The organism is Paenibacillus sp. NPDC058898, assembly GCF_049316025.1.
Lineage (GTDB): Bacteria > Bacillota > Bacilli > Paenibacillales > Paenibacillaceae > Paenibacillus_AQ.
The window spans coordinates 527,226-553,025 of sequence record NZ_JBMOSM010000002.1; the positions used below are offsets into that span (position 1 = coordinate 527,226).

Sequence of the window (25,800 nt, forward strand, 5' to 3'; positions counted from 1 at the left end):
TAGCCCCTCCTTGTTCTATGGTTAGTCAACTCGGTTCAGCTGGATTCTGGCTCTTATTCTATGGTAAGTCCACTCAGTTTGATCCTGGCTCCTATTCATCCTCATGGCCATAATCTCCTCTATTAACTATAGCTTTCTTTTCATTCCCATATCAACAGGGGCTAAATGAATCATACCACTGGACCGGCAAGTATTTAGATTTCAGCATATTAGGGAGCATTGGGAGCCCTATAGCGTCTCCATTGGAGTCGTGCACACTTCTCCCTGTATGCACGGTGCGTGGTCCGGGACATGCTCTATATGTGCTAATCCTTCCTTTACGGTGTCCATTGTGAATAGCATACTCCTTGTGTATGTACTCTTAACGGTGGAACCGGTTGGCGCATCGCTAAGCGCTCTCATCTCAGCGATTGCGCGAACCCTGTTCGCCACGTGGGGTGCAGCGGATGCCAACCGTACTCCTGCCGGGCTTTGGCGTTGGAAGCCCCCCGTTCGCCGCGCTTACTCCCCGCTTGATATGCTGGAGCAGGCGCTTGCAGCGCCTCGGCATACACCGGTAGCCACACCGTACCTGTAGCAGGCTCGTCATCTACGATATTGACCGGACCCGCCGGCCAGTTCAATGCCTGCAGAGCGGCATTCGCCGCATCCTCGACATGGAGAAACGACATGATGCCATCCGTTGCCGGAAGAGCTCGAGTTCGTACCTTTTCCGCCATTACCCCGTTGGCGTCGTACCACGTGCCAGGGCCATAAAACATACCATACCTTAAAATGACGTGATTCGGCATTTGTGCAACGGCATGTTCCAGCGAGACGATCCCGTCTATCGTGGACTTGCGCGGCGCAGGCGCCTGGACGTCCAGGGGGACGTCTTCGGTGGCAGGATGATCTCCGGGCTCATAAGCCCAGGCAATGCTCTGGGCAATCATTCGTTTAACGCCATGGATCTGCGCGGCTTCTACCAGATGACGGGTACCCTCCATTCGAATCCTCGCATTATCCTCCAGATTCCATTGGCTTAGCGAAGTGAGCTGATGGATAACGACATCCGGCCGTATTTCCCCGATCGCGGTTATCATCCCTTCCCGATCAAAAGCATCTGCTATGATCCCCCTTGCTCCCCATGATTCGATCAACCCTTTTCGCTGAGGATGGTGGGTCATGCCTGTAACCTCATGACCAGCTTGCACCAGCCTCGGAAGCAACCGCTGACCGATAACGCCAGTAGAGCCTGCTACGAATATTTTCATAAATGATAACCTCCAGTCTGCTGCATATGAAGTGGATTGGGGATCTCCCCATCAACAATGGGATATTTTCAGTTTGATCTTAGCATGATGGATAGACAGCTATAAGTACCACTTTTCATCAAGTCAACCATGCCATTTCATTCGATTGATAGATTATGACTGACAGGTGGAAAGAGTACGGGGCACTCGCAGTTTGACAGGCGCGACAGGGTGCACTGTGACAAGCGTGAATAGAGTACTCGCTGTACGTGAACAAAGCATTGTAGTTAGACAAGTGCTTAAAGCACTGTTGTTTGACAAGCACGATAGAGTACACAGCAATCGCATGATTCGTTCAACATAAAAACGCACCACATTAAGTGGTACGTTTTTACGGGAACAACCTTCTCCTATCATTACTCCCCGTCTATTACATCACTTACTGATATATGCATACGGATGTGCAGCTGCTGGCACTCCGGCTGATCGCACACGCTATAAAAAGTAACAATTCGATTCGTATCCACCGTATCGATTTGAGAGTTGCAATGCCTGCACAAGATGACACCCATATTCACCTTTTTAATGGAATTGTTCACGCTTCACTCATCCTCTCTTGGTATCAGATTTGTGTTCGAACTTCCCAGCCATCGTCTTCCTGATTAATTGCAGGACTGAACCTCCCCTTCTCGCTTCAAACTCGTCTGGTTTCGATCCACCTCCAATAATGCATATTTTATAATCGTCTTATGTGATTAATGTACATTATAAACAAATAATACACAATATATATTCATGTATTTGTTTAATCGCATCATATATGACGTCATATTTATTTGAACAACATAAAAAACGCTCCCTGTAATAACAGAAAGCGGTTCAATGACCTAAATTTGCGAAGATCAGGCTTTCAGTTCTTTTTAAATCAATTGGCGAACTATATCGCTGTCAAGCATAATATGAAAGCAATACCTTATTGCTAAACCCGCAAAACACGAGTTATACTAGCCATCATAAGGACGTGAAGAACACGCCGCTTCTATGCAAAGTGCCCCAATGAAAGATTGGGTTGCATTGTATGGGGCGGCTTTTTTATGTTCTAGCGCAATCGCATTCCATCTGATACTAAGGGGGAAAATTGAACATGTCACGGTTTGATCAACAATATGAGCTTTGGATGCACACGAATATCCTGAATGAAAGGAATCCCCGCAGGCTCGAAATCCTTCATAAAGGGTTGGGCCACGGCACCGTCGAGTTTCTGCGCTCGGTATGGTTTCCGACGATCGGTAATTTCAATGACTTGCATCCGGAATGGGAAGTACGCGATTTCGGCAATGGTTATCGTTATTTGGACCTTGCCTATATGCCCGGTGATGCGAGAGGAGGGATCGAAATCCAAGGATACGGGCCGCATGCCCGTGATCTGGACGTAAGAAGGTTTAAGGATTTATGCCGCCGTCACTGCTTATTGGCACTGGATGGTTGGACATTCCTTCCCATTGCCTACCCCTCCATCGTCGATGAGCCAAAACAGTGCCAGCAGCTCATCTTATCCTTCGTCGGCAGATTTGTGGCATCAGATGTACCTTCGTCCTTAAGTTGGCTGGAGGCAGAAGCTGTCCGATTTGCGCGGCGATTGCTGCGACCGATAACGCCCTTAGAACTCGCTAATCATCTTAGGGTGAGTGACCGGCATACCCGACGCTTATTGCATAAACTGGTCGAGCTCCAGATTCTGGTCATAGCAAGCGGTCAACAACGAGCCCGAACCTATGAACTCCGCTTGTAATAAACTGCAAACACGTACCTATGAAACTCCACTTGTTACAGCAGGACTTACGGGAGGATCCAGCAGTTCTTGCAGAAATTGCAGGTATTGCAGGTATTACAAGTATTGCAAGTATTGCAGTTATCCAATAGACAACTAAACAAACTAAAGGACACCAGATCCGTTATTCCGAAAAAAACAACCACTTTACCCTTACTTCCGGACTCAGAATCCGCTATTTACTTTAAATACCACGAATTATCGTACTTCCCTATGTAATAGCGGATCGGGTGTCCTCATATAGCCCAAAACCCACCCACCGAGACGAAATAGCGGAACCACGGTCCTCATAAATAACGTTGCAACACTCATCAACGAGAACGTATCTATAAACTCCGCATGTAATAAACTGCGAACACGCACCTATAAAACTCTGCTTGTAATCGCAGTACTGACGGAGCATCCAGCAGTTCTTGCAGAAATTGCAGATATTGCAGATATTGCAGATATTGCAGATATTGCAGATATTACAGGTATTACAGGTATTGCAGGTATTGCAGGTATTACAGGTATTGCAGGTATTACAGGTTATTACAAATATTGCAAGTATTTCAGTTATCCAATAGACGACTAAACAAACTAAGGACACCAGATCCGTTATTCCGAAATAATCAGCCACTTTACCCTTACTTCCGGACTCAGAATCCGCTATTTACTTTAAAAACCACGAATTATCGTACTTCCCTATGTAATAGCGGATCTGGTGTCCTCATATAGCCCAAAACCCACCGATCGAGGCTAAATAGCGGAACCTCTGTCCTCATAACGTAGCAATAGTCAAACCCAAGACCGTGCATAACAAACATCAACACTTGCAACAGTCAAACACGAGACCGTACCTATAACATCTCTAAAATCCGCATGTAATGGCAGTACCTACGTGAGCATGCATCAGTTCTTGCAGATATCCACCAGACTCATACTGCGGCCTAGTATTCCTCGGGCAACATACCTACCCCTACGGACCCTCAGATCCATATGACTGAATCTCTTCATTTTGGTGCTATAACCTGGCTTTGTAAGGTAGTCAGCATCTCATCCCAATAACGCCTCATGATCTCTCTCATATAAACATCATCCAGCATCTCTTGGTGAATCGCGATGGTTGTTTTTCCGGTATTCGTGGACAACACATAGATTTGCAGCCGGGACGGGTTGTCCCACTCCTTGCGTTTCCAGGTCAGGCGCAGTTTATGGTAAGGTACGACCACGGTAATTTTGCCGGACACGCCTTCCTTCGACTCATACTCATGCCCAACCTGCAGCTCCAGAGAAGGGACATCTCCGATCCATAACGACAGCCCCTCAGAAGACATGAGGAAATCCCAAACTCTCTCTTTCGTCACGGCCATCGTTTTCCTGACCCCGATCTGCACCCCGGCATCTTTGGAAACGCCGACCGGCACCCGCCCCATGACCTGCTCATACATAACGGCGATCCACTCGCCCCATTCCCCGGATACCTGATGCTGCTCAACGATATGGTTTCGGATCTGCTCGTGTGACCAGAGCGGGCCCACTTCCTGCCCAAGTGCCACAATCCATTCTTCCCAAGAACGTCCCGTTACCTTCATCACTTCTTGTTTAAAAATAGAGCCTGCCATCAGCATACTCTCTCCTCCCTGACACTATCTGATGGTGTTCATTATATAATACAAACACTGACAAAGAAGGTCAGTGTTTGTATTCAGGATTGATAATATTTTAAGAGGGACTCCGCAATGTCGATCATGCCTGATTTCAGTTCATCGGGCCCCATGATTCGAATTTTTCCGCCAAACGACAAAAGGTAGTAGGCTACTTGCGTGTATAACGTATGCTCATCCAGCCTGAACACCGCATGCTCCGCCGTACGATCGACGAGGGCTTGACTGAGCAGCCAATGCGAACATAAATCGTCCAAAGCTTGTGGGATTCCTTGGATATGCACGGAAACCAAATGAGGATTGGATTCGGAACCTCGCCCCGATAGCAAGCTGTCCAATACGTACTCCCGCGGGGAAAACGACGCCGGACGGTCAAACGTATTGTCGGTATGCCGGATATCGCTCATACGGTCGACACGGAAGCAGCGAATTTCACCGCGCAGATGGCAATATCCCACCGCGTACCATTTACTTTTCCAGTGGACGAGTCCATAAGGATCCAGGATACGTGTTTGTTCCATACCGTCGTAGCCTGTGTTGTAATCGATCTCGAGACTGGATTGCCGGTCGATCCCCGCCTCGATCTCATGCAGTATCCTGGTGAGCGAAGAAGCTGTAGGAGGATGGATGGCCTCAATACTGTTTTTGTGGCGTTCCAAACGCTCCAACTGCTCCGGATTCGTATATCGTTTTATTTTGGAAACGGCTCGATTCAGCGGCTCTTCGGAGGGATAGCCCGCTTCCCGTGCGAATGCAGCTGCATGAAGAAGCGCCTTTTGCTCATCGGCCTCAAAAAACAGCGGCTCCAGCTTGATATGCTCCGGGATGGAGTAACCTCCATCGCGCCCAATCTCAGATACGACAGGCACGCCGGAAATGCACAGGGCATCGATATTCCGATAAATCGTTCGGATATGCACGCCCAGTTCCTCCGATAGCTGTTTTGCCGTGATTCTTTTTCGCGATTTCAGCAGCCATAGAATAGCCAGCATATTATCCGCTTTGGACATCGTGTGCAGCAGTCCTTCCCTTGAAATTCATTTCATTCTTGTGATCACATTATATATCACTTCCATAGAAGGCTCAGAGATTTCTTCCTGCTATCATCCGGATGTTGATCACCGCTCCCCCTCATTCCGATGAGAAAAGCCGACCCTCTGCAGGATCGGCTGGTAAATGAGTACATCGTGTGGCACTGCTCCCTGTACCCGCACGGTGCGTGGTCCGGGGCATGCTTGGATGGCTGTCAATATCATTGAATGATGCCTTGCTTCATCTGCTGTCATAATCATGCCCCGCCGTGAATGATGACTTTCCCTCAATGATCATGGCCCACCGTGATGACAACGCTGCCCCTCTTGCGTCCTTCATCCACGTACCGGTGCGCCTCAGCCATTTGCTCCAATGCATACCTTCTGTCGATGACCGGCTTGATCTTCCCTTTTCCAAGCAGCTCCGCAAGCAATCTCAGATCCTCCATCAGCACCTTGGCCACCCCTTGCCCTTCAACGGTTACATAGCTCCCGCCCGGGGTGAGCAAATGCTTGCATCTGGATTTCGGCAGTTTACCGACCGCATCCAGGATGATGTCGTATCGCGCTCCGCTTGTGGTCAAATCCTCTTTTGTATAATCAATGACCCGATCGGCTCCGAGCGACCTCACCAGCCCCACATTCGCGGTACTGCAAACGCCGGTAACCTCTGCTCCATAATGTTGCTTGGCAAGCTGTACGCCTAACGTCCCCACCGCACCGGACGCTCCATAAATTAGCACCTTGTGCCCCTGCCGGATGTTCCCTTTTCTAAGAAAATGCAGGGCCGTCGTTCCTCCGAAAGATACGGCGGCGGCATCGTCATAAGTTACATGATCGGGCTTTAACAGCAATAACGCGTCTTCGCGCATGCAGATATACTGGGCATACGTGCCGAATCGCATTCCCCTGAATGCCAAGACCTGATCGCCTACCTTGAATCGCGTAACATCCTTGCCTATCGCTTCTACTTCCCCCGCCAGCTCCACCCCGAGTATCGGTTGTCTTGGCTTTCTCAGGCCCAGCACCAATCGCATGGGAATCTTATACAAAAGAGGACTGCGTAATCCCCGTACTCGGCAATCCCCCGAATTGACGGTGGTGGCGTAAATTTTGATCCGAATTTCGCGCTCCTTTGGGATAGGCTTCTCTACCTCTCGCAGCTTTAACACATCCGGTGATCCATAAGCGGTGCATACCATTGCTTTCATGGGTTTCCTCCAAACCTGCATTTGCAATCAGTATATCTGCCGTCAGGTACCGGGCCATAGATACTTAAGTATGGTTTTCTTATGAACAGCAGTATGGTTTTCTCATGAACAGCGATATTTGAAGGGAGATCGCTATGGATGAATAGCGATTCTGTGATCATCGCCTACAGTAAACCCAGCTCGCGCGCACGCGCTACAGCTTCGGTACGGCGCGTGGCCTGAAGTTTATCGAAAATCATCCGGTTATGCCCTTTCACAGTGCTGAGCGCAATAAAAAGCCTCTCGCTAATCTGACGATTAGATAGCCCCTCGGCAATGAGACGCAGAACCTCCAATTCCCGCCGGCTTAGCGGCTCAATCAGGGACTCCGCAGGCTGAACAAACCCTGGAACGAATACTGATGTAACACCACTTTCGAGTCTTTCAGCATCAAATGCATGCAGCAGCCGCTCCAGATAATCATGCATCGGTTTCTTTATAGCTTCTCTTAACAGCTGCTTCTGCTTCGATTTGTCTACGGCTTCCCTAAATAGCTTCTGCATCGGTTTGCTCACAGCTGCTGCGCTTATCAACTGCCGCATCGGCTCCCCTTCATCGATAAACAACCGGATGAAACCGCCCCGCTCGCCCATCCCCAGCACATCCGCAGCAATCTGTGCGGCTTTCAGCTTCTCACCATGGGCTTGAAGGGCCAAAGCCTGCAGCACCTTCACTTTGAGCTGTTCGTCCACCCATTCCTTAACTTCCATATCCGTCCGCAGTTGTTCGAGCATCACCAGCGCTGCCGCCGTATCCCCCTGTGCGAGCAGCACTCTGGCTAGGCTTAGCTTGAGCTCAAACTTCTGGGCAAGCTGCAACGCTGAACTGACATTCCCTTGCAGCAGCAGGGCAAGCACCTGTGCCTCGGCAATATGGGGCAGCTGATGCGTGAAATGATGCTGACGGGCGAAGTGATCCGCCTTGTCTAACATGGCAGCCGCTTCGCTCACCGCCCCCCGTGAAAGCTTCAGCCTTGCGAGAAATACCTCGCAAGCCACGCCCCTGTCTATATGCTCGAACTGCCCTGCCAAGTGGAGGGCCTGCTGCCCATGCTGTTCCGCGGCATCCAGATCATTCCACTCACTGCATATTCGGGCTAGACCAAGATGCGCTTCGCATGCAGCCGGCAGTGGAGGGTCACCCGCCAAATCCAGAACGCGTCGATACGTCTCGGCCGCAACATATAACTGATTCTCCGCTTCCTGAATCATTCCGAGTCCGAGCGTCGCCATCATGTTAATCATGATGTGCCCAATCTTCTGACTGATGGTTACGGCTTCCCGATAAGCCTTGCCAGCCGCGGCCCGCTCCCCCTGCAGCTGGTAGGCATATCCCAGCGTCCATATCGTCGCTGTGCGCACGGGCAGATTATGCGGACTCAAGAATTCCAAGGCCCGGCGTGATTCCGCCATGATGGTTTCCGGCTGATGTTTGCTGACAGCAAGGGTGGCACGTATAGAGGCGATATGCCCTATAAGATCCCGGGTATAATCGTCCTCCGCAGCTTGCAGATAGATTTCGGCGGCTTGAAGTTTAGGTTCGATACCGGTCATTTGACCGACCATTAACATGGCGGAAGCATGCATGACATGTAGCGCGGGCCTTGCATCCATTTCTTCCTTAGGCAAGGAATCCAGCCAATGGAGCACAGGTCCTATTGCTCCACGGAAGATCAAAGGTATCCCCTCCCCTTCAATGAGGCGTGCGGCGCGATCCACATCCTGAGCGGCAATCGCATGTTGAAAAGCTTCCAGCAGAAGAGCTTGACGTTCATGCCATTCGCTGGCACGACGATGCAATTCGGACACGTCCCTCTCTCCGCCAGCTGCAGAAGCACCCGTTCGGGTTAGACGCTGCCGAAGCGCATCCGAGAACAGGTGGTGATATCGGTACCAGCGCCTCTCCTTGTCCAGCGGAACGATGAACAGGTTGACGCGCTCCAGATACTCCAGGGTTTCTTGCCCGGAGATGGTGTTCTTCGGAGCATCACGGTCTTCACTACGAAGAATATATTCACACAATGGACCACACAGCCGGTCAAGAATGGAGGTATTTAGCAAAAAATCCTGAATACCCTCAGGCTGCTGCTGCAGCACTTCTTCAACCAGATAGTCCAGTACGTCACGGTGCTTGCCGCCGAAGGATCGGATGAAGGTGGCGGCATCTTGCTGGCCCTGCATGGACAGCGCCGCTAATTGCAGGCCGGCAATCCAGCCCTCCGTGCGGGATTCGAGAAGCGCCGCATCCTCAGCTGACAAATCCAGTCCCATGACGTGTCGCATGAATTCAGAGGTTTCAGCGGATGTGAAGCGCAGGTCCGATGTCCGCACTTCCGTCAACTGGTCCCGGGCACGCAGCCGGGCCAAGGGCAGATTAGGATCCTGGCGGCTGGCGATAACCACATGCATCTGCGGCGGCATGTGCTCAATGAGAAAGCCAAGAGCGCTGTCTATCGGTTTGGAATCAATTACGTGGTAATCATCAAGAACCAGAATGAAACGATCCCCCATGGTCGCAGTATGATTAAGGATGGCCGTGACGATGGCTTCGACCGACAGAGGAAGTGGGGATGGAGCTTGGAGTTTGCTTATGATGCCCTCTGCGATATCAACCCCGACGGTTTGCAGGGCAGCCACAAGATAAGCCAGAAATCTTGCTGGCTCACGATCCCCCTCCTCCAAAGACAGCCAGGCGACGGGCAGTCGTGAGTCTTTGATCCATTGGCTGAGCAGCGTAGTTTTACCGCTGCCTGCAGAGGCGGAAATCGTAGTCAGCTTGCGTTGCAAACGCAGCCCCTCGTTCAAACGCTCGATCAAGCGGGGGCGAAGAACAGCCCTCGACCGGGGAGAAGGTATATACAGTTTCGTAGACAAAATAGGCGTGGACATCATAACCCCCGTTATGCCGTCATAGCAGCATTTTTTAACATATATATTATGATAAAGTGTTCGACAGCCTCCCGGTTTTCCCTCTTGTGCGCGATATTCGCTCGCTGCAGTCAAACGCAGAAGCATGATTTGAAGGGTTAGGCATACGATGTATGCGAAATGCTTGAAGCCCTGTAATTGAACCCATCATCCCTATCATTCATGCATAAGGAGGTTCCAGATGAAAATTCACCATTCGATTCCCTGGCGTGACAATCTGTATCTGTTCAACTATCGAAGCGTACATACAGAGCCGGTGGAATATTTTCATTATCACGAAGGGTTGGAGATCTTGTACATTCATGAAGGCGCCGGAAGATATATCGTCAATAATCAAACGCACTCGCTGAAGCCCGGCACCTTGGTGTTGATTAAGCCTTTTCAAATACACCATATTCAAGTCATCGTACCGCCGAATTACATTCGCAGCCTGCTGAAAATCAAAGCGTCCGTCATCGAGCGTTTCCTCACCGCACTCCCGCAGCTGACAACCGCTGTTTCACAATTGTTGGAGCATCCGTGGTCCAATCAGGTGTTTCATCTGTCATCCAAGGATGCTTTATATTTGGAAAATCAATTTCTGCAATTGCATGAGATGCTGGCCAGCGTTCCGCGAAAGGTTCAGAAGGAAGTTGTTGCCTTGTTTTTATTTCATTTCTTCACCTACTTCAATAGCCATATTTATCCTCCGGATCGCAGCGGGGGCTTCAAGTATCAGACAGCCGCTGCTTCGCTCGAACCTGTCGGCGCCATGGTAAGTTGGATTGGCAAGCACTATCATCTATCCTTTACGATTAACGAAATAGCTGCGGATCTTCATTTCTCCCCCAGTTATTTGTCCAAGCTGTTCAAAGAGCAGATGGGCATGACCATCATCGAATATACGAACAACAAGCGTTTGGAGGAAGCCAGAACGCTTCTTAGCTTGCCGTCTCTGACAATCGAAGACATCAGTAAACAGACCGGATTTAACTACCCCTCGTATTTTATCGCTATGTTCAAAAAAAAGTACGGCATGACGCCTCTCCAGTATCGAATGCAGACGAAATTATGATATTTTCAAGCAGCAATGTGGTATTCGGATTGGATTATAATTAGAGCGCTTAAACAATGAATCTGATCTCCGTTAAGTGAGGTGATGTGTTTCGCCCAGAAAGAACATAAGGCAACAAATGCGACTGCAAGATGAATAGTGTCAAAAATAGCGAGGAGGTTTCATGATGATCAAGCCATCATTCAAGTTTGGCATAGTATCCTTATTTTGCTTCATGCTTGTATTTGCGTTCTACCCTGGTCATATGGTAAAGGCGGCAACCAAATCGGTCCCGGCCGGTGACGTCGCGACGCTGCGGAGCTACTTAGCCAGTGCGAATCCCGGCGACATTATCGAAGTGTCCGGGACCTACTCGGTGTCAGATGGAACCATTGCAACCTCCAGGAGCGGATCGTCAGGCAATTACATCACGATTCGCGGCACGGGCGGCGGAGCTACATTTCATTTCACGGCATCGGCGGGAAATGCCGCATTCCATATCAAAAACAGCTATTACAAGCTGGAGAATGTGACGATTAACTCCAATGCCAAATCGAACAAAGGCCTTCTGATCGAAGCCTCACATGGCTACGTTACCAACGTAACGGTCAAAAATACGACCGCAGAAGCGTTCAAGATTCGGAAAAACAGCCAATACTGGCTTGTCTCGAACAGTACCGCCCAAAGCGCGGGGCAAGGCGGAAAATTCGGCGAGGGCTTCTATGTGGGGGATGCCGATCAGAACTGGACCACGCTGCCGAACCCGGATCGAAGCGGTTATATTACGTTCCTGAACTGCAGCGCCATACAGACCAAAAACGACGGCTTTGATTTTAAAGAGGGGACGCATCATATCAAAGTGATCGGCAGCACGGTTGACTTTCAGAATACAGTGCCGGAATCGACCGTGGGCAACAACGGAATATTCATGCGGGCCAATGACGTACAGATCATCAACACCACGGTCAAAAACAATGCAGCCACGGGCCAGGCGTTCAGAACAAGCAAAACCACGGCCTCGGACGGAGTGTCCTACGGAAGCAATTTGGAGCTTAAGAACGTAACCGCATCGAATATTTCGGGAGCGATGATTTACACGAACTATACTTCGAACAAATTATATACCGACTATACGATGACCGGTGTTGCCGGGGGACTCTACGCTTCCGGCTCCAAAACAGCGACGTCTACCAATCCGTCCTCCTTCGTGGAGATGACGTGGAGCGGCGAAGGCGGAGATACTTACGGCGGTTTCTAGCAAAAAGCTTTACAGGCCACCTCAAGGTTTTTCCTTAGGTGGCCTGCTGCTTCATGTTTTCCTATGCGCATAGCGTACCCGCTCTCATCGCCATTGATCGGATTCACGCAGAAATGGGCAGATCAACAGCGCTTCCCGGATCGTCTCGGCAACAATATCCGCTGCCGTTTGTCCCGAAGTCAGCCCTCTTGTGCCTTGCCCCGCCCACAATGACATATACTCCGGATTATCTTGGCGATTAGCCGCGTTTCGTATGTCACGGGTCACCGTATTCTGCGTAGGAAAGGGCAGCGGCTCTACGCCGCTCTCGTCCCATTGCCTGATGAATGCATTGTGGATGCCCCTTGCAGGCCGGCCCGAGAACGCTTTGGTGATCACCGTGCTCTCTTCCGTACTCCGAAGCAGCGCTTGTTTGTAAACCTCATGCGCACCCGATTCAACCGCAGTCAGGAATCGCGTTCCCATCTGAACGCCTTGGGCTCCAAGAACAAGCGACGCTGCGAGTCCGCGTCCATCCATCACGCCTCCGGCGGCAATCACGGGAATCTTGACGCGATCCACGATTTGCGGTACCAAGGCAAACGTTCCGATTTGGGCACCCATCGGGTGCTCCGAAATGTCAAACGTTCCACGGTGTCCGCCCGCTTCGCTGCCTTGGGCGACGACGGCATCACACCCTGCCTGCTCAGCCAGCATGGCTTCGCGGACTGTGGTAGCCATCGCAACAACCAGAAGCTTAGCCGCTTTCGCTTGCTGCATATGAGGCTCATCCAGAATCCCGAATGCCGTACTGATGACAGGCACCTTCTCTTCGATCAGAACCGCGAATTGCTGCTCGAACCAATCCGGGGTTGTTACGTGATCCTTGCCCGCATGGGGAATGCCAAGGTCATTCCGCATCCGGTTTAGTTCCTGTTGAACCTCTCCGATTCGCTCATGGCGATCCGGGGCACGTGTCGCAAACAGGTTGACGGCAAAAGGCTGATCCGTCCGCTTGCGGATCTCCTGAATGCTGTGACGAATGGCAGCCGGCTCCATATAAGCCGCACCCAGCGTGCCGAGTCCGCCTGCGTTGGATACGGCGGCGACCAGTTCAACTGTCGTCGGTCCCCCGGCCATTCCTGCCAGAAAGAGCGGATAGCGGATTTGGAACCGCTCGCACAGATCGGTCTGCAGTTGAATGTTCATGATATAATCTACCTCCTTTAACACTACAGATATTATCCTATTATATAGAAGGAAACTTCCAATAAAAGAAAAACGTCGATCGACGTACTTTTCCAGAAGACAGACTGCATATAAGACGTACTCTCTACAGCAGATGTTTTTCTTGCGAGATCAGGAGGGGGAGCATCGGGAGTTTATACTTTCTTATCTCTAAAAAAAGCCGCTAAGCACCTTGAAACGTGTTTAGCGGCTTTTTACGGGTGCTTTCGTCCGGGGAGACTCTTCCCCCTGATTGTTACACCGTCTTCTAGGACATTTTCACCAAGCTGTAGTTTTTCTTTCCTTTGCGAATGATGATGAACCGGCCGCCGATCGCTTGGTCGGCTGTCACCTCGTGACCGACGTCGCTGATACGCTCGCCGTTCATCGAGATGGCGCCTTTGGTGATATCCTCGCGAGCTTGCCGCTTGGAAGGCTCGATGCCCAGATCCACAAGCCAGTCCACGATATTCTTCGTTTCCGGCGTGGCTTCGAATGTCGGCATCTCCTTGAAGCCCTGCTCGATCTCATCGGCCGTAAGGGATTTAATATCGCCGCTGAACAAAGCTGCCGTAATGCGCTTGGCCTGCTCCAGCATCTGCTCGCCGTGCACGAATCTCGTCATTTCCTCAGCCAGCATTTTTTGTGCTTCGCGTTTATGCGGCTCGCTCTGCACCTTTTCGGCCAGCTCGTCAATTTGCTCTTTGGTCAAGAACGTGAAGTACTTCAGGTATTTCACGACGTCGCGATCGTCGGTGTTCGCCCAGAACTGGTAGAACTCGAATGGCGTTGTTTTGTTCGGGTCGAGCCAGATCGCGCCGCCGGCCGTTTTGCCGAATTTCGTGCCGTCGGCCTTCAGCATGAGCGGAATGGTCAGGCCGAATGCTTTTGCCTCAGGTCCTTCCTTCTTCCGGATCAGGTCGAGGCCGCTTGTAATGTTGCCCCATTGGTCCGATCCCCCGATTTGCAGCTGTACGTCTTCATGCTGGTACAGATGCAAGTAGTCAACCGACTGCAGGATTTGGTAAGAGAATTCCGTGAATGAAATGCCGCTGTCAAGCCGGCTCGCAACCACGTCTTTCGCCAGCATCGAGTTAATGCTGAAGTTTTTCCCGTAATCGCGCAGGAATTCGATAATGTTGATTTTATGCGTCCAGTCGTAGTTGTTAACCATGCGGATCTGATTGTCGCCCTCCGTCACGAAGAGCTTTTTCATTTGTCCAGTCAACGCATCAACGTTAGCCTGAACCTGCTCCAGCGTCTGCAGCGAGCGCTCGGTTTGACGTCCGCTTGGATCGCCGATGGTGCCGGTTGCGCCCCCGATCAGAATGACCGGACGATGGCCGGCAAGCTGGAACCGTTTGAGCATGATGAAGGGAATCAGGTGACCAATATGCATGCTGTCGCCCGTTGGATCCACGCCGCAGTACAGCGAGATGGATTTTTCATTCGTAAGCTCCCGAAGGCCTTCGGCATCCGTTTGTTGGTTGATCGCATCGCGCCATTCCAGTTCGTCGATAATATTCACAGTGTTAACACTCCTTCAATTCATTAATTTCCTTATAACGAAACGCCCAACTCGTTGAAAAACAAAAAATCGTCCCTTGTCTGTTATAGACATAGGGACGATTATTAACCGTGTTACCACCCAGATTGCACAAATGATCTGCACGCTTGCCGCGCGTCATTCATGCCGCTCATTAGACGAGATATCGTTCGCCGTTTCCGCTCGGCATTACCCGAGATACTCCAGAGTGTAATTCGCTGCCTTGGTGTGTACCGGGTTCCATCATCCCCCGGCTTTCTAGAACAGGGACCAAGCTGCTACTGGGCTCTTTCAACGTATGTTGCTTATAAGATTACAGACAGTATAGTGAATTAATAAATCGATGTCAACCTGCGTTTCGGACGGATGTCCTGCTTTCCCCGGCAGCATGGGTAAATGTTCGTCGGATGAGCCCTTGGTATCAAGTGCGACGCATGTACGCACGAACCGTAATGGGAGCAAAGATTGCCACGATGACCGCTGCGCCAACCAAGGATATCGTGAGATCCCAGCCCACGGTGCCGGCGTTGGTGAGATCCCGAACGGCTGTCACAAGATGCGAGATCGGATTCATATTGACGAACCACTGCAGCCAGCCCGGCATCGTATCCACCGGCACGAACGCGTTGGAGAGAAACGTGAGCGGAAACAGCACGATCATCGATATTCCCTGTACGCCGGAGGCGGATCTTGCAATTACGCCGCAGAAAGCAAAGATCCAGCTGATGGCCCACGAGCACAAAATGACGACCAGCCCGGCAAGAGCAACGTAACCCAAGCCGCCCTCGGGCCGATATCCCATAATATAACCCATTGTAAAGGTAAGCACCGTTGCAATGGTATATCGAATCGTATCTGCCAGCAGGGCACCGGCCAGTGGTGCAATGCGTGCAATCGGCAGCGATTTGAACCGGTCGAATACGCCTTTATCCATATCCTCACGCAGCTGAACACCTGTGACGACGGAGGTCGTAATCACTGTCTGGACGAGGATGCCGGGAATGATAACGGGCAAATAACTCGCCACGTCACCGGAGATGGCGCCCCCAAAAATATAGGTGAACATCAGTGTAAAAATAATGGGCTGGAACGTGACGTCAAACAACTGCTCGGGCGTACGCCGGAGCTTCAGCAGCCCGCGGTAGGCCATTGTCAACGAATTTCGTATCGTCTGACCGAGACTCGTGCGGTTCTTGAGCTGACGTTCCGTCCCTGGCTGAATCATGGTGCTGCTCATACCCTTGCCACCTCTCTATCATTGGATTCATAAGCCCCTTGGCCAGCGTCTTCCTTCACGCCGTGGCCGGTGATCGTTAGGAACACCTCATCCAGGGTCGGCTTCTGCACGCTCATCTCGGACAAGCCGATTCCTGCCGTGCGCAGCTCGATCAACAGGTCTGTAACAAGACCCGCATTAGCCATCGGTGCCGTTATCTTTCCCGCTTCCGGCGATACATTAGCATGAACTTTGAGCACTTGTTCCACGGTATGGCGGGCGCGATCCATGTCCTGTAAATGCTGGACGGTCAAATGCAGCGAGGAAGTGCCTACCGACATCTTCAGTTCATCCGCCGTCCCCTCGGCCACAACCCGGCCGTAATCAATAACGGCGATGCGGTCTGCCAATTGATCCGCTTCCTCGAGATACTGCGTGGTCAGCAATACCGTTGAACCGGTATTCACCAATCGGCGGATCGTATCCCACATCTGGGAACGCGTACGCGGGTCAAGCCCCGTCGTCGGTTCATCCAGGAAGATGAGCGGCGGTTGGGCAATAAGGCTTGCCGCTAGATCCAGTCTTCTCCGCATGCCGCCGGAGAAATTTTTTAGCGGTCGCTTCGCGGCTTCCGACAAACCGAATTCCTCAAGCAGCTCACTCGCTTTGCGCCGCGCCTCCGTACGCCCCAAACCTAGCAAACGGGAGAATATAATCAGATTCTCCGTAGCGCTGAGCGATTCGTCCACCGACGCGTATTGACCGGTTACCCCGATCAACTGACGGACGATCTGCGATTCCGCCTGCACGTCGTGTCCAAAGATTCGGGCCGTACCGGCATCCGGCCTTAGCAAGGTCGCCAGCATCCGGATGGTGGTCGTCTTGCCTGCCCCATTCGGACCAAGCACACCGTAGATCGTTCCGGTACGCACGTTCAGATCCACGCCATCCACGGCACGATTATCGCCGAATGTTTTGACTAGTCCATAAGCCTCAACGGCCAAGTCACCAGGGTTAGGCTCTATTTTCTTTCTGTATACATGCTCCATTATGATTTCCTCCTCTTTGCTAATGGATGATGCTTGAATCGTAACACCCCTATTTAAACGGAATGTAAACCGGAAAAGAATGGGCTCTTCTTATGAAATGATTCTCAATCGATAAGGATTCACGGTTTACTCCGACTATTCTGAGGGTAAACAAAAAAAGTGACAGCACAGAAATACCTTCTGCACTGCCACTTTTTCCTTTATAAAAACGGGAAACCTCTTCGCCCACATGCTGCCGCTGCACTTGCCTTTTCTTCGTCTTCAGTTAAGCCTTCGGCCACTTACAAATAGCAAGATTAAAGGTCTTCCCCATCCTGATCCATCGTATATTTTACCTGCATGATAATATTCTGTTCGTGATCCCCAAATTGGCGTCCGAACAGATTCAGCCCCCCTTGATTGACGGCATCGGGCTTGATGCCGATACGCAACCGCAATTTGGGACTCTCGGAAAGATTCAGTTCATCCAATGTAACGCCCGACACTTTCTCCATGTCCAGCGTTGTCTTCTCATGATCAACCCGCCATGTCTTGAGAAACCCGTACTGCGTTGCCCAATCGTACCACCAATTCGGGTTCAGCTTGCCGCGCCGATCCCCGAAATCGCCGGGGCTTGTCCACATGCCGATCTCCACGCCATTGACCCACACCGAAATATTTGAAGGCCAGTTTTGGTCATAATTCGGGGCCTCCGAACACATCTCCATGGACAGTTCAAGTGATTCGATTCGTACACCGGCCGGAATATCCATCGGCATCAAATATTCCAAATATCCCTTGCGCAGCCAAATGATCTGGGCATTGACATGCTTGGGATGGTAAAAGCTCGCCGGCTCGTCTTCCTTTATGATATACCCGTCGGCATTCGCCATTCCGCATGTCGGCGATACTTCGCAATCGCTGTAATGGCCAATCGGCATCTCTACTTCATAGACATGCGTGATTCCCTTAGGTACTGAATTTTTTAAATTCAATGCAAAATGAACATCGTCATAATTACGGCTGCACACCTTCATTGCTCCTCGCGAAGCCGGAAGCAATTCCGTATTAATTAACTCGGCCGCTTCCAACACTTTGATATTGCTCGCAACCGTAGAAACGGGAAGTTTGAGTTTCTCGGCGATTTCAATGATATTCAAGTTCTTGGAGTTCAAGAGCCTCAGAATATCCACCCTAGAGCGCGTTGACAAGGCATGAGCTACCGTGACCAGTCTTTCCGGGTCGTTAAAACCAAGTTCCAGCACAAATTCGCTCTCCTTTAAACATATTCATTACAATAATTTTACTTCCTAATGAAATGAAAAACAATCACACTGGAAAGGCTTACACCGTCCATTTTCCTGCCTCTTGCCATAGGGGATCGTATAGTCGGACGTAGAAAACCATGACTTTCATAGCCAGAAATGGCCTCCGGGAGAACCGGAAGCCATCCATGATCAAGCTAACAACACTTAATTTATCGACCCGCTATGCCATCCGCTGTTTCCTAATTGGGCGGCTTGATGTCGAAAAAGTCGATTTCTCCGTATCCCTCGCCTTTTGAAAAACGTATCGTATTCACGCCAGCCTTCAACTGAACCCGCGCCGTGGACAGCCCCCAGTTCTCCCATCCTTTATTCGTGATGTGGAACTTGCTTGCGGTACCGGCATTTACGCTGAGCATGAGATGGGACCAATTCCCCCCGGCTGTTCCATTCGCCGTTCGGGCGAGCAGAATGTATTCGCCTGCGGACGCGGCATGTACCTTGAATTCCACATAGCTCTCCCGCGTATCGATATGCCCGGCCTTCATGCCTCCCGAGCCGTTAGGGCTCTGAGATGCATAGGCGATACCTCCAAATGTCCCTTCCTCACCTTCGTAACGGATATGTGCTGCTTCGCCGGAAGGCAAGGTTATCGGAGCATTCGGATTCACCGGGACGCCGAGATTGGGCGTGTGGTCGGCATGCCACGTGAATTTCTGCATTCGAACCTCGCGGTTCCACCCGGCATTATTGTATTTGGCGACATGATAGAGCATCCAGTCCTCCGTACCGTCGGGCGACTTGGTGAACGAATGATGACCCGGTCCGTACAGACCGTTACCGGACTTGAATATAGGCTGGCTGCGTTTGCTCCATGATGCCGGATTCAGCAGATCGCTGGTTGTGCTGGCCGTGATGAGGCCCAGGCAATAGTCGTTGGTCCAGCTTCCGCTTGCCGAGTATACCAGATTGATGAGACCGTTTCGCACCATCACCTGAGGCCCTTCGTTTACATGCGGGGAATGGTTCGTTTCCCAGCTGTGGGTAGGCCTTGCGATTTCAACGCGATTCGAATCGATCGTCCAGGGATTGCTCATGCGGGCGATATACAAATTCTGCCGGACGTTGGTGTCGCCTTCCCAGCCGGACCATATAAAATACAGCTGACCGCCTGTTTGCAGCACCGTGCCGTCAATCGCCCATTTATTCGTCGGGTCCGTAATTTGGCCCTTATACTGCCAGGTTCCCTGCATCGGATCCGCCGACGTGTTCTCCATGACATACATGCGGTGATTGACGTTATCCCCGTCATCCTTGGCATAGTAGATGTACCAGGCGCCATTGATGTAATGCAATTCGGGAGCCCAGATGCTGCAGCAGCCCGTTTCGACGACCGTCGTCGGAGCTGCATCGATCGTGGTAAGCTGCGCGGACTTCCATATGGTCACATTTCCGCCGGTCGTTTTTGTGAAGTAATAGAAGCCGTCGGTGTGTTTATATACCCATGGATCCGCCCCCTCCTGCATGACCACGTTGTAGAAGTTATTTTGAAGCGTAGCCGCATGTGTCGCCTGACCCATAGGAAGAATAAGGAATGCGCATATCGTGAGCAATAATTTATTCCGGTAATTCACCTTCATCCTTCGTCACGTTCCTTTCGGATAATATGCAATCATACACCACGCAGAAATGTAACACCGCCTACTTCGATAACGGTCATGATACCGGCTCAATCTTCAATCGCGGCCTTGCGGGAATTGATGCGGCGAATCACTTCGGGATCGAATTTTGGACGTCTGTCATAGGTATACAATCCGTTCACTTCCTGCTCCACGTCGTACAGCTGGGTATAACAAAATCCGAACATTTTCGGATGATCCAGCAGCACATTCGTTAAGCCCGCATAGCGCGTTAGAAACGCTTCTTCGGAGGTCGGCCTGTCGCCGTAACCCCAGGACTTCTCGTCTTTTTGGTCCGGATTCCACCATATGCCGCCATATTCGCTGATGAAATAAGGCTGGCCTTCATACTGCTGCCGATTCGGGAAGCTATTGTACACCTCTCCGCCGTTCTTCATCGGCTCATATCGTTCCTTGAATGTCTCCGGGTTCTGGTCGTAATCATGGATATCGAAAATATCCGTCACGACATGGAAGTTACCGCTCGTATCAATGACGGGACGCGTCGGATCCATCTTTTTCGATACTTCGTACACAATGCGCAGCACTTCGTTATTTTGCTTGGCGCCGTCACGGTCCCATGTCTCGTTAAAAGGACACCAGCCGATGAGAGCAGGATGATTGAAATCGCGTTCCATTCCTTCGAGCCATTCCGGGAGAAAATGTGACAGCCCCTCCGTTGTGGTAATGTCCAATCCCCAATTTGCATGTTCTCCCCACACCAGATACCCTAAACGGTCCGCCCAGTATAGAAAGCGCGGTTCAAACATCTTCTCGTGAAGCCTTGCGCCGTTAAAGCCGAGTCCCATCGAAATTTCGATGTCTTTGCGGAGATCCTCATCGCTTGGGGCGGTGTAGACCCCATCCGGATAGAATCCCTGATCCAGCACAAGGCGCTGAAACACGGATTTGCCGTTGATGCGGAAGGCCATGCCGTCCAGCATGACGGTTCTAAGCCCGAAATAGGATTGGACCTTGTCGCTAACCTGATCCTGTCCTTGCAGGGTTAATTCCAGATCATACAGCCTGGCCTGACCCACCTCCCACAAGTGAACCTCCGCCAATGGAATGGTAAGTTTGACGGACGGCCCGGATACGACCGCACTGGCGTTCCCTACAGGTTTTCCCTCATACAGAGCGGAGGCGCTCAGTTTATGTCCCACAGCATTTCCGCATATCTTTACTTCCAGGTGCGCGCAGGCATTATCGGGATCACCCACTATTTTCATGTCGGACAAATAGGCCTCCGGCACTCGCTCCAACCATACCGTCTGCCAAATCCCCGTCGTACGGGTGTAATCACAGCCATGCGAGTGAAACCGCCCGCTTTGTTTCCCGCGCGGCTGGCGTCCGGAACGGACGTCGTCTTCCGCACAGACGGTAATCACGTTCTTGCCCGGTATCACATGCGACGTAATATCAAAGCTAAAAGGCGTATATCCTCCGCGATGCATTCCTACGGATACACCGTTTACCCATACTTCCGTCTCGTAATCCACAGCTCCGAAGTGAAGCAGGATGCTGCCTTTCCATTCTTCAGGCACGGTAAAATCGCGTTTGTACCATACAGCTGCCATGAAATCCTTATATTCAACGCCGGACAGCTTACTTTCGGGGCAGAAGGGAACGGTGATCGTTCCGGATAGATCATGTCCCGGCTCATGGAATCCGCGCTCCTTCCCGCTTTTCCCATGATCGATTTCGAATTGCCAAGCACCGTTCAGATTAATCCATTTAGGTCTTACCCATTGCGGGCGGGGGTACTCCGGACGCGGCAGTGTTAATTCTGTCATGTTTAACTCCTTCTTTTAGGTTTAATTTGTCGGTATTTATCTGTTACCCGGCTGTCACCTATGGCTTTAGCCTCGGCTTTCCTTCACGTACAGCCTGCTGGTCTCTTCCCAGATTTCATTTGGCTCAAGACTGAAACACCCGATTGCTTCGGCTTCCATGTCCATATTGGGCGCATTGACCAGATTGATCTGCGGCTCAGGACAAAAGAAACCCTCGGTCGCCTCGTTGTTCCAGATCATCCATTGTTTATAGGAGGTGCCTACGTCATAAACCAGCGTCAGTTTCTCCGCCCGATCGGTTAGCTCCATCCGGTTTCTTCCATTTTGAGCTACAGCGGTATAATGATTGTCCATACTTTCGAAGAAGGGGTAAACGCCTGCTCCTTGCATGACCTGCTCGTTAGCGGATAGCTCCTGATAGGATCCGGTGGGCAGCATTCGCCCATCCAGCTCCCACCGCTTCCCGACGGTCAGCTTTAAGCGGTAATCTTGGGCGTCGCCTCCATTGGTAAATGGCGCGTTGATGGACGTATGGAACGCCAGCAAACACGGCATGGCTTCTTGGCCTGTATTGGTAATCGTTACCCGCTGGGATAGCCCCTGCCGGCTTAAGCCATACCGAAGCTGAATATGGTACCGGAACGGGAAGCTTTGGAATACCGGATGCTGTTCATCCACGTGGACAGACACGGTCACATAAGCTTCCTGCCCGGAATGCCCGTATTCACCGACCTCCCATGGAATGTTGTACAGAAATCCATGCAGATGATGACCGGTTGCCTCTTCATTGACCGGCAGCTGATGGACTTTGCCGTTCCACCGGAACTGGCCGTCTTTATAGCGGTTCGGGGGAAACAATACCGGAATGCCATGAATCATCGGCCTTGCTTTGAATCCCGGCATTTCCTCCGACGTCGGCTCATGCAGAAACCGATAGCCCTTATCGAGGTCCCGGAACGATATCAAATTCCCGCCGATATCCGGAAGCATGATGGCCTCATAACCCCCGGCTCTCAAATAAACTGCTCGCTCGTTATGGTATACGCCTTCGTAGGCATTCGTCCCTTCCATTTCTCCACCTCCTATTTACCCGTCATGATGTTGCGAATGGTTTCAAGCGGCGCCTTCGGCTTACGGTCATACGTCAGCAAACCGTTGATTTCCTGCTCAACATCCGTCAGCTGCGTATAGCAATATCCCTGGATCACCGGGGATGAAAAAATCGGATCCACTACGGCCTTGAGCCGGATCAGGAAGTCCTCCTCGTTCTCGGCGCCGGAATACCCCCAGCCCTCCCAATCGCTCTTCTTAAAGGCTATCCCGCCAAACTCCGATACCAGAATGGGCTGCCCTTCATAGGAAGCACCGCCGACGAATATTCTCCGGTTCGCTGGCATGGCTTCCACGGCGGACGCGGCTGTCGCATACCGCTCCTCCAGCACTTCCTGGCGGCTCTCGTAGTCATGAATAGTAACCAGGTCGGTGGTCATATGCTCCCACCCGTCGTTGTAAACAACCGGCCTGCTATCGTCCAATGACTTTGTTAAATGATACATGGCAAGCCCATGCTGCTGCTGACGCTTATCCATCTGAACATTGGGAACGCCCCAGCTCTCATTGAGCGGAACCCAGGTGACGATGCAAGGATGGTTATAGTCCCGCTCGATGATCTCCTGCCATTCCGCCGTGAAGCGGCGAACATAGGACTCGGAATATTCATACGCGTTAGCCGCCTCGCTCCATAACAGCAAGCCGAGCTGGTCGCACCAGTACAAGAACCTTGGGTCCTCCGTCTTCTGGTGCTTTCTCACGCCGTTGAATCCCATTTCCTTCGCCAGCTCCACATCGCGCTTCAAAGCCTCGTCTGAAGGAGCCGTCAGAATTCCATCAGGGAAATACCCCTGATCCAGCACCAGCCTTTGGAAATACGGGCGGTTATTCAGGCACAGCTTGCCGTTCTCGATCGATACCTTCCGCATCCCGAAATAACTGGATACTTGATCGACAACGTTCCCATCTTGAACAAGGCGAAACTCGATGGTATACAAGTTCGGAAACTCGGGGCTCCAGAGGCGTCCCAGGCCATGATCCGTAAAATCGCTCAGCCCTATAGTCCGGAGCTGTTCCGCATTTCGGATCGTATACTGATCCTCGGCAACCAATTCATCCTTATACGATATGGTGAACTGCAGCTTAAGATCCTCTGTAGATTTATAGCCGTCAAGGAATGTCCGGATGCGAATTTCGTTCCGGTCAATGTCAGGCGTCATCATCGCTTTGCTCAGATGTACCGGGGATACCGGCTCTATCCACACACTCTGCCAGATGCCGGTCGTACGGGTATAGAAAATGCTTGCCGAATGCTCAAGCCAATATTGTTTGCCCCTCGGCAGAGTGACGTCGCGGCTGAAATCCTCCGCCCGCAGCACGACCGTGTTGCTTCCTTCCGTGAGCGCGGCCGTAATGTCCGCTTGAAACGGCGTATGCCCTCCTTCATGCATGGCCACCAAATGCCCGTTCACCCACACTTTGGCCATATAATCCACGGCACCGAAATGAAGCACGATCCGTTTCCCGTTCCAGTTCTGCGGGATTTCAAACGTTCTGCGGTACCATACCACATCATGAAAAGAAGGATCTCCAATGCCGCTCAGCCTGCTTTGGAACGTAAAGGGGACGTTGATCTTCCGTGTAAAGGAAGCCATCGCTTCCGCCCGATACCACCCTTCATCCTCGCCGATGGTTTCATCATCAAAACGGAAATCCCATTCGCCATTGAGGGTTAACCACTCTTTGCGCTGAAACTGGGGTCTCGGATATTCGCCCCGAACCGTTTGTGTCTTGCTAACTTTTGTCAACATGATGCAACTCACTCCTAATTATTCAATCTCTCTATCTGCTCGTTTGAACGTCTAGCCTTTGATCGAACCCACATAAACGCCTTTCACAAAATACTTTTGCAGGAAAGGATACACCAGCAATATAGGCACGGTCGAAACTACTATTGCGCAATATTTAACCAACTCCCGGAAAGCCGTCGAGCTCTGAGCACTGTTAATGACAACCCCGCCCGCGCTGCCGATCGTGGTGGCCGTCGAATCATTAGCGACCAGGATTTCCTTCATGAGCAGCTGTAACGGGAACAATTCCCTATCCTTCAGCAGGACCATCGCGTTAAACCAGGAGTTCCAATTCCCGACCAGATAATACAGGAAGATAACGGCCAGCGTGGCTTTCGACAGTGGCAGGATGACCGTGATCAGAATATTGGCCTGGCTCGCGCCGTCAATCAATGCCGCTTCTTCCAGCTCTCTCGGGATCGATTGGAATCCGGTTCTTAAAATGATGATATTCCAAGTGCTTAAAGCGGTCGGCAGAATCATCGCCCACAGATTGTTGTACAAGCCGATGTCCTTCATTAACAGAAACCAGGGAATCAGCCCTCCGCCAAAAAACATGGTGATCGTAATTAAAATCATGATAAAATTTTTGAAATACAAGTCCCGTCTGGAGAGCACGTATGCGCCCAATATCGTCATGACCATATTGACCAAGGTGCCCAGTCCCACATAAATGATCGTATTCATGTACCCCTTCAGCAGGCTGTTGTCTTTAAACACCAGCTTGTAACCGTCGAGCGTGAATCCCAGCGGCTTTAACAATACCCCTTTATGGGCCATCAAGGCGCTGGGATCGCTGACGGAAGCAAACAAGATATGCAATATGGGATAAAAACAAACCAACGTTAATGCGGTTAACAGCGTATAGTTCGTGAAGTCGAATACGCGGTCCCCTATGCTTTTATGCTTCCTTCTTCGTTTCACTTTGAGTTGCTTGATATCCTCCATAGCCTTCCCTC

Annotated in this window: 19 protein-coding genes and 1 other annotated feature; of the genes, 3 read left to right on the plus strand and 16 right to left on the minus strand. The window is 51.2% G+C overall.

All coding sequences use genetic code 11. The features are described from left to right. Window positions 1-398 precede the first annotated feature (398 nt). The gene (locus ACOZB4_RS06680; protein WP_379406256.1) at window positions 399-1,253 is read right to left on the minus strand and encodes an NAD-dependent epimerase/dehydratase family protein; all 855 of its coding nucleotides are present in this window, start codon (window positions 1,251-1,253) and stop codon (window positions 399-401) included. 395 nt (window positions 1,254-1,648) lie between these two features. Next, complete coding sequence (locus ACOZB4_RS06685) at window positions 1,649-1,831, minus strand: GapA-binding peptide SR1P (RefSeq protein WP_379406255.1); 183 nt, start codon at window positions 1,829-1,831, stop codon at window positions 1,649-1,651. 545 nt (window positions 1,832-2,376) lie between these two features. Between ACOZB4_RS06685 and ACOZB4_RS06690 the strand changes: the two genes are divergently transcribed. Beyond that, entirely contained in the window at window positions 2,377-3,024 is a 648-nt protein-coding gene (locus ACOZB4_RS06690) for a transcriptional regulator (RefSeq protein ID WP_379406254.1), read from the plus strand. Window positions 3,025-4,055: 1,031 nt separating this feature from the next. On the opposite strand, the gene ACOZB4_RS06695 is transcribed toward ACOZB4_RS06690, so the two are convergent. The 4 genes from ACOZB4_RS06695 to ACOZB4_RS06710 all read right to left on the minus strand — a co-directional run bounded on the left by ACOZB4_RS06695 (window position 4,056) and on the right by ACOZB4_RS06710 (window position 9,878). After that, the gene (locus tag ACOZB4_RS06695; RefSeq protein WP_379406253.1) at window positions 4,056-4,667 is read right to left on the minus strand and encodes an SRPBCC family protein; all 612 of its coding nucleotides are present in this window, start codon (window positions 4,665-4,667) and stop codon (window positions 4,056-4,058) included. Between the two features lie 83 nt (window positions 4,668-4,750). Next, a complete protein-coding gene (locus ACOZB4_RS06700; protein WP_379406252.1) occupies window positions 4,751-5,719 on the minus strand; it encodes a helix-turn-helix transcriptional regulator in 969 nt (322 codons plus the stop codon). Between the two features lie 308 nt (window positions 5,720-6,027). Next, entirely contained in the window at window positions 6,028-6,951 is a 924-nt protein-coding gene (locus ACOZB4_RS06705; protein ID WP_379406251.1) for an NAD(P)-dependent alcohol dehydrogenase, read from the minus strand. A gap of 164 nt (window positions 6,952-7,115) precedes the next feature. Next, the gene (locus ACOZB4_RS06710) at window positions 7,116-9,878 is read right to left on the minus strand and encodes a LuxR C-terminal-related transcriptional regulator (RefSeq protein WP_379406392.1); all 2,763 of its coding nucleotides are present in this window, start codon (window positions 9,876-9,878) and stop codon (window positions 7,116-7,118) included. Window positions 9,879-10,098: 220 nt separating this feature from the next. Between ACOZB4_RS06710 and ACOZB4_RS06715 the strand changes: the two genes are divergently transcribed. Both ACOZB4_RS06715 and ACOZB4_RS06720 read left to right on the plus strand, forming a co-directional pair. Continuing rightward, window positions 10,099-10,971: an AraC family transcriptional regulator gene (locus tag ACOZB4_RS06715; protein WP_379406250.1), complete on the plus strand. Its 873-nt coding sequence runs from the start codon at window positions 10,099-10,101 to the stop codon at window positions 10,969-10,971. A gap of 166 nt (window positions 10,972-11,137) precedes the next feature. Next, entirely contained in the window at window positions 11,138-12,208 is a 1,071-nt protein-coding gene (locus ACOZB4_RS06720) for a hypothetical protein (protein WP_422759509.1), read from the plus strand. Between the two features lie 84 nt (window positions 12,209-12,292). On the opposite strand, the gene ACOZB4_RS06725 is transcribed toward ACOZB4_RS06720, so the two are convergent. The 10 genes from ACOZB4_RS06725 to ACOZB4_RS06770 form a co-directional block, all read right to left on the minus strand. Beyond that, entirely contained in the window at window positions 12,293-13,396 is a 1,104-nt protein-coding gene (locus tag ACOZB4_RS06725; protein ID WP_379406248.1) for an NAD(P)H-dependent flavin oxidoreductase, read from the minus strand. A 286-nt stretch (window positions 13,397-13,682) separates the two neighbouring features. Beyond that, window positions 13,683-14,942 (minus strand): tyrosine--tRNA ligase, encoded by a 1,260-nt coding sequence (tyrS, locus tag ACOZB4_RS06730; RefSeq protein ID WP_379406247.1) that lies wholly within the window; start codon window positions 14,940-14,942, stop codon window positions 13,683-13,685. Window positions 14,943-15,032: 90 nt separating this feature from the next. Further along, window positions 15,033-15,264: a binding site (T-box leader), on the minus strand. Window positions 15,265-15,381: 117 nt separating this feature from the next. Beyond that, a complete protein-coding gene (gene tetB(58), locus ACOZB4_RS06735) occupies window positions 15,382-16,197 on the minus strand; it encodes a tetracycline efflux ABC transporter Tet(58) subunit B (RefSeq protein WP_260068716.1) in 816 nt (271 codons plus the stop codon). Further along, the gene (gene tetA(58) / locus ACOZB4_RS06740; RefSeq protein WP_339267098.1) at window positions 16,194-17,225 is read right to left on the minus strand and encodes a tetracycline efflux ABC transporter Tet(58) subunit A; all 1,032 of its coding nucleotides are present in this window, start codon (window positions 17,223-17,225) and stop codon (window positions 16,194-16,196) included. The genes tetB(58) and tetA(58) overlap by 4 nt, the downstream gene beginning before the upstream one ends. Before the next feature lie 296 nt (window positions 17,226-17,521). After that, complete coding sequence (locus tag ACOZB4_RS06745) at window positions 17,522-18,469, minus strand: ArsR/SmtB family transcription factor (RefSeq protein ID WP_379406246.1); 948 nt, start codon at window positions 18,467-18,469, stop codon at window positions 17,522-17,524. A 242-nt stretch (window positions 18,470-18,711) separates the two neighbouring features. Continuing rightward, a complete protein-coding gene (locus ACOZB4_RS06750) occupies window positions 18,712-20,109 on the minus strand; it encodes a family 43 glycosylhydrolase (RefSeq protein ID WP_379406245.1) in 1,398 nt (465 codons plus the stop codon). 89 nt (window positions 20,110-20,198) lie between these two features. Then, a complete protein-coding gene (locus ACOZB4_RS06755; RefSeq protein WP_379406244.1) occupies window positions 20,199-21,941 on the minus strand; it encodes a glycoside hydrolase family 2 protein in 1,743 nt (580 codons plus the stop codon). 66 nt (window positions 21,942-22,007) lie between these two features. Beyond that, window positions 22,008-23,012 (minus strand): aldose 1-epimerase, encoded by a 1,005-nt coding sequence (locus tag ACOZB4_RS06760; protein ID WP_379406243.1) that lies wholly within the window; start codon window positions 23,010-23,012, stop codon window positions 22,008-22,010. Window positions 23,013-23,023: 11 nt separating this feature from the next. Next, window positions 23,024-24,802, minus strand: a complete 1,779-nt coding sequence (locus ACOZB4_RS06765; protein ID WP_379406242.1) for a glycoside hydrolase family 2 protein — start codon at window positions 24,800-24,802, stop codon at window positions 23,024-23,026. Window positions 24,803-24,853: 51 nt separating this feature from the next. Next, window positions 24,854-25,789: a carbohydrate ABC transporter permease gene (locus tag ACOZB4_RS06770; RefSeq protein ID WP_213643710.1), complete on the minus strand. Its 936-nt coding sequence runs from the start codon at window positions 25,787-25,789 to the stop codon at window positions 24,854-24,856. Between the last annotated feature and the right edge of the window lie 11 nt (window positions 25,790-25,800).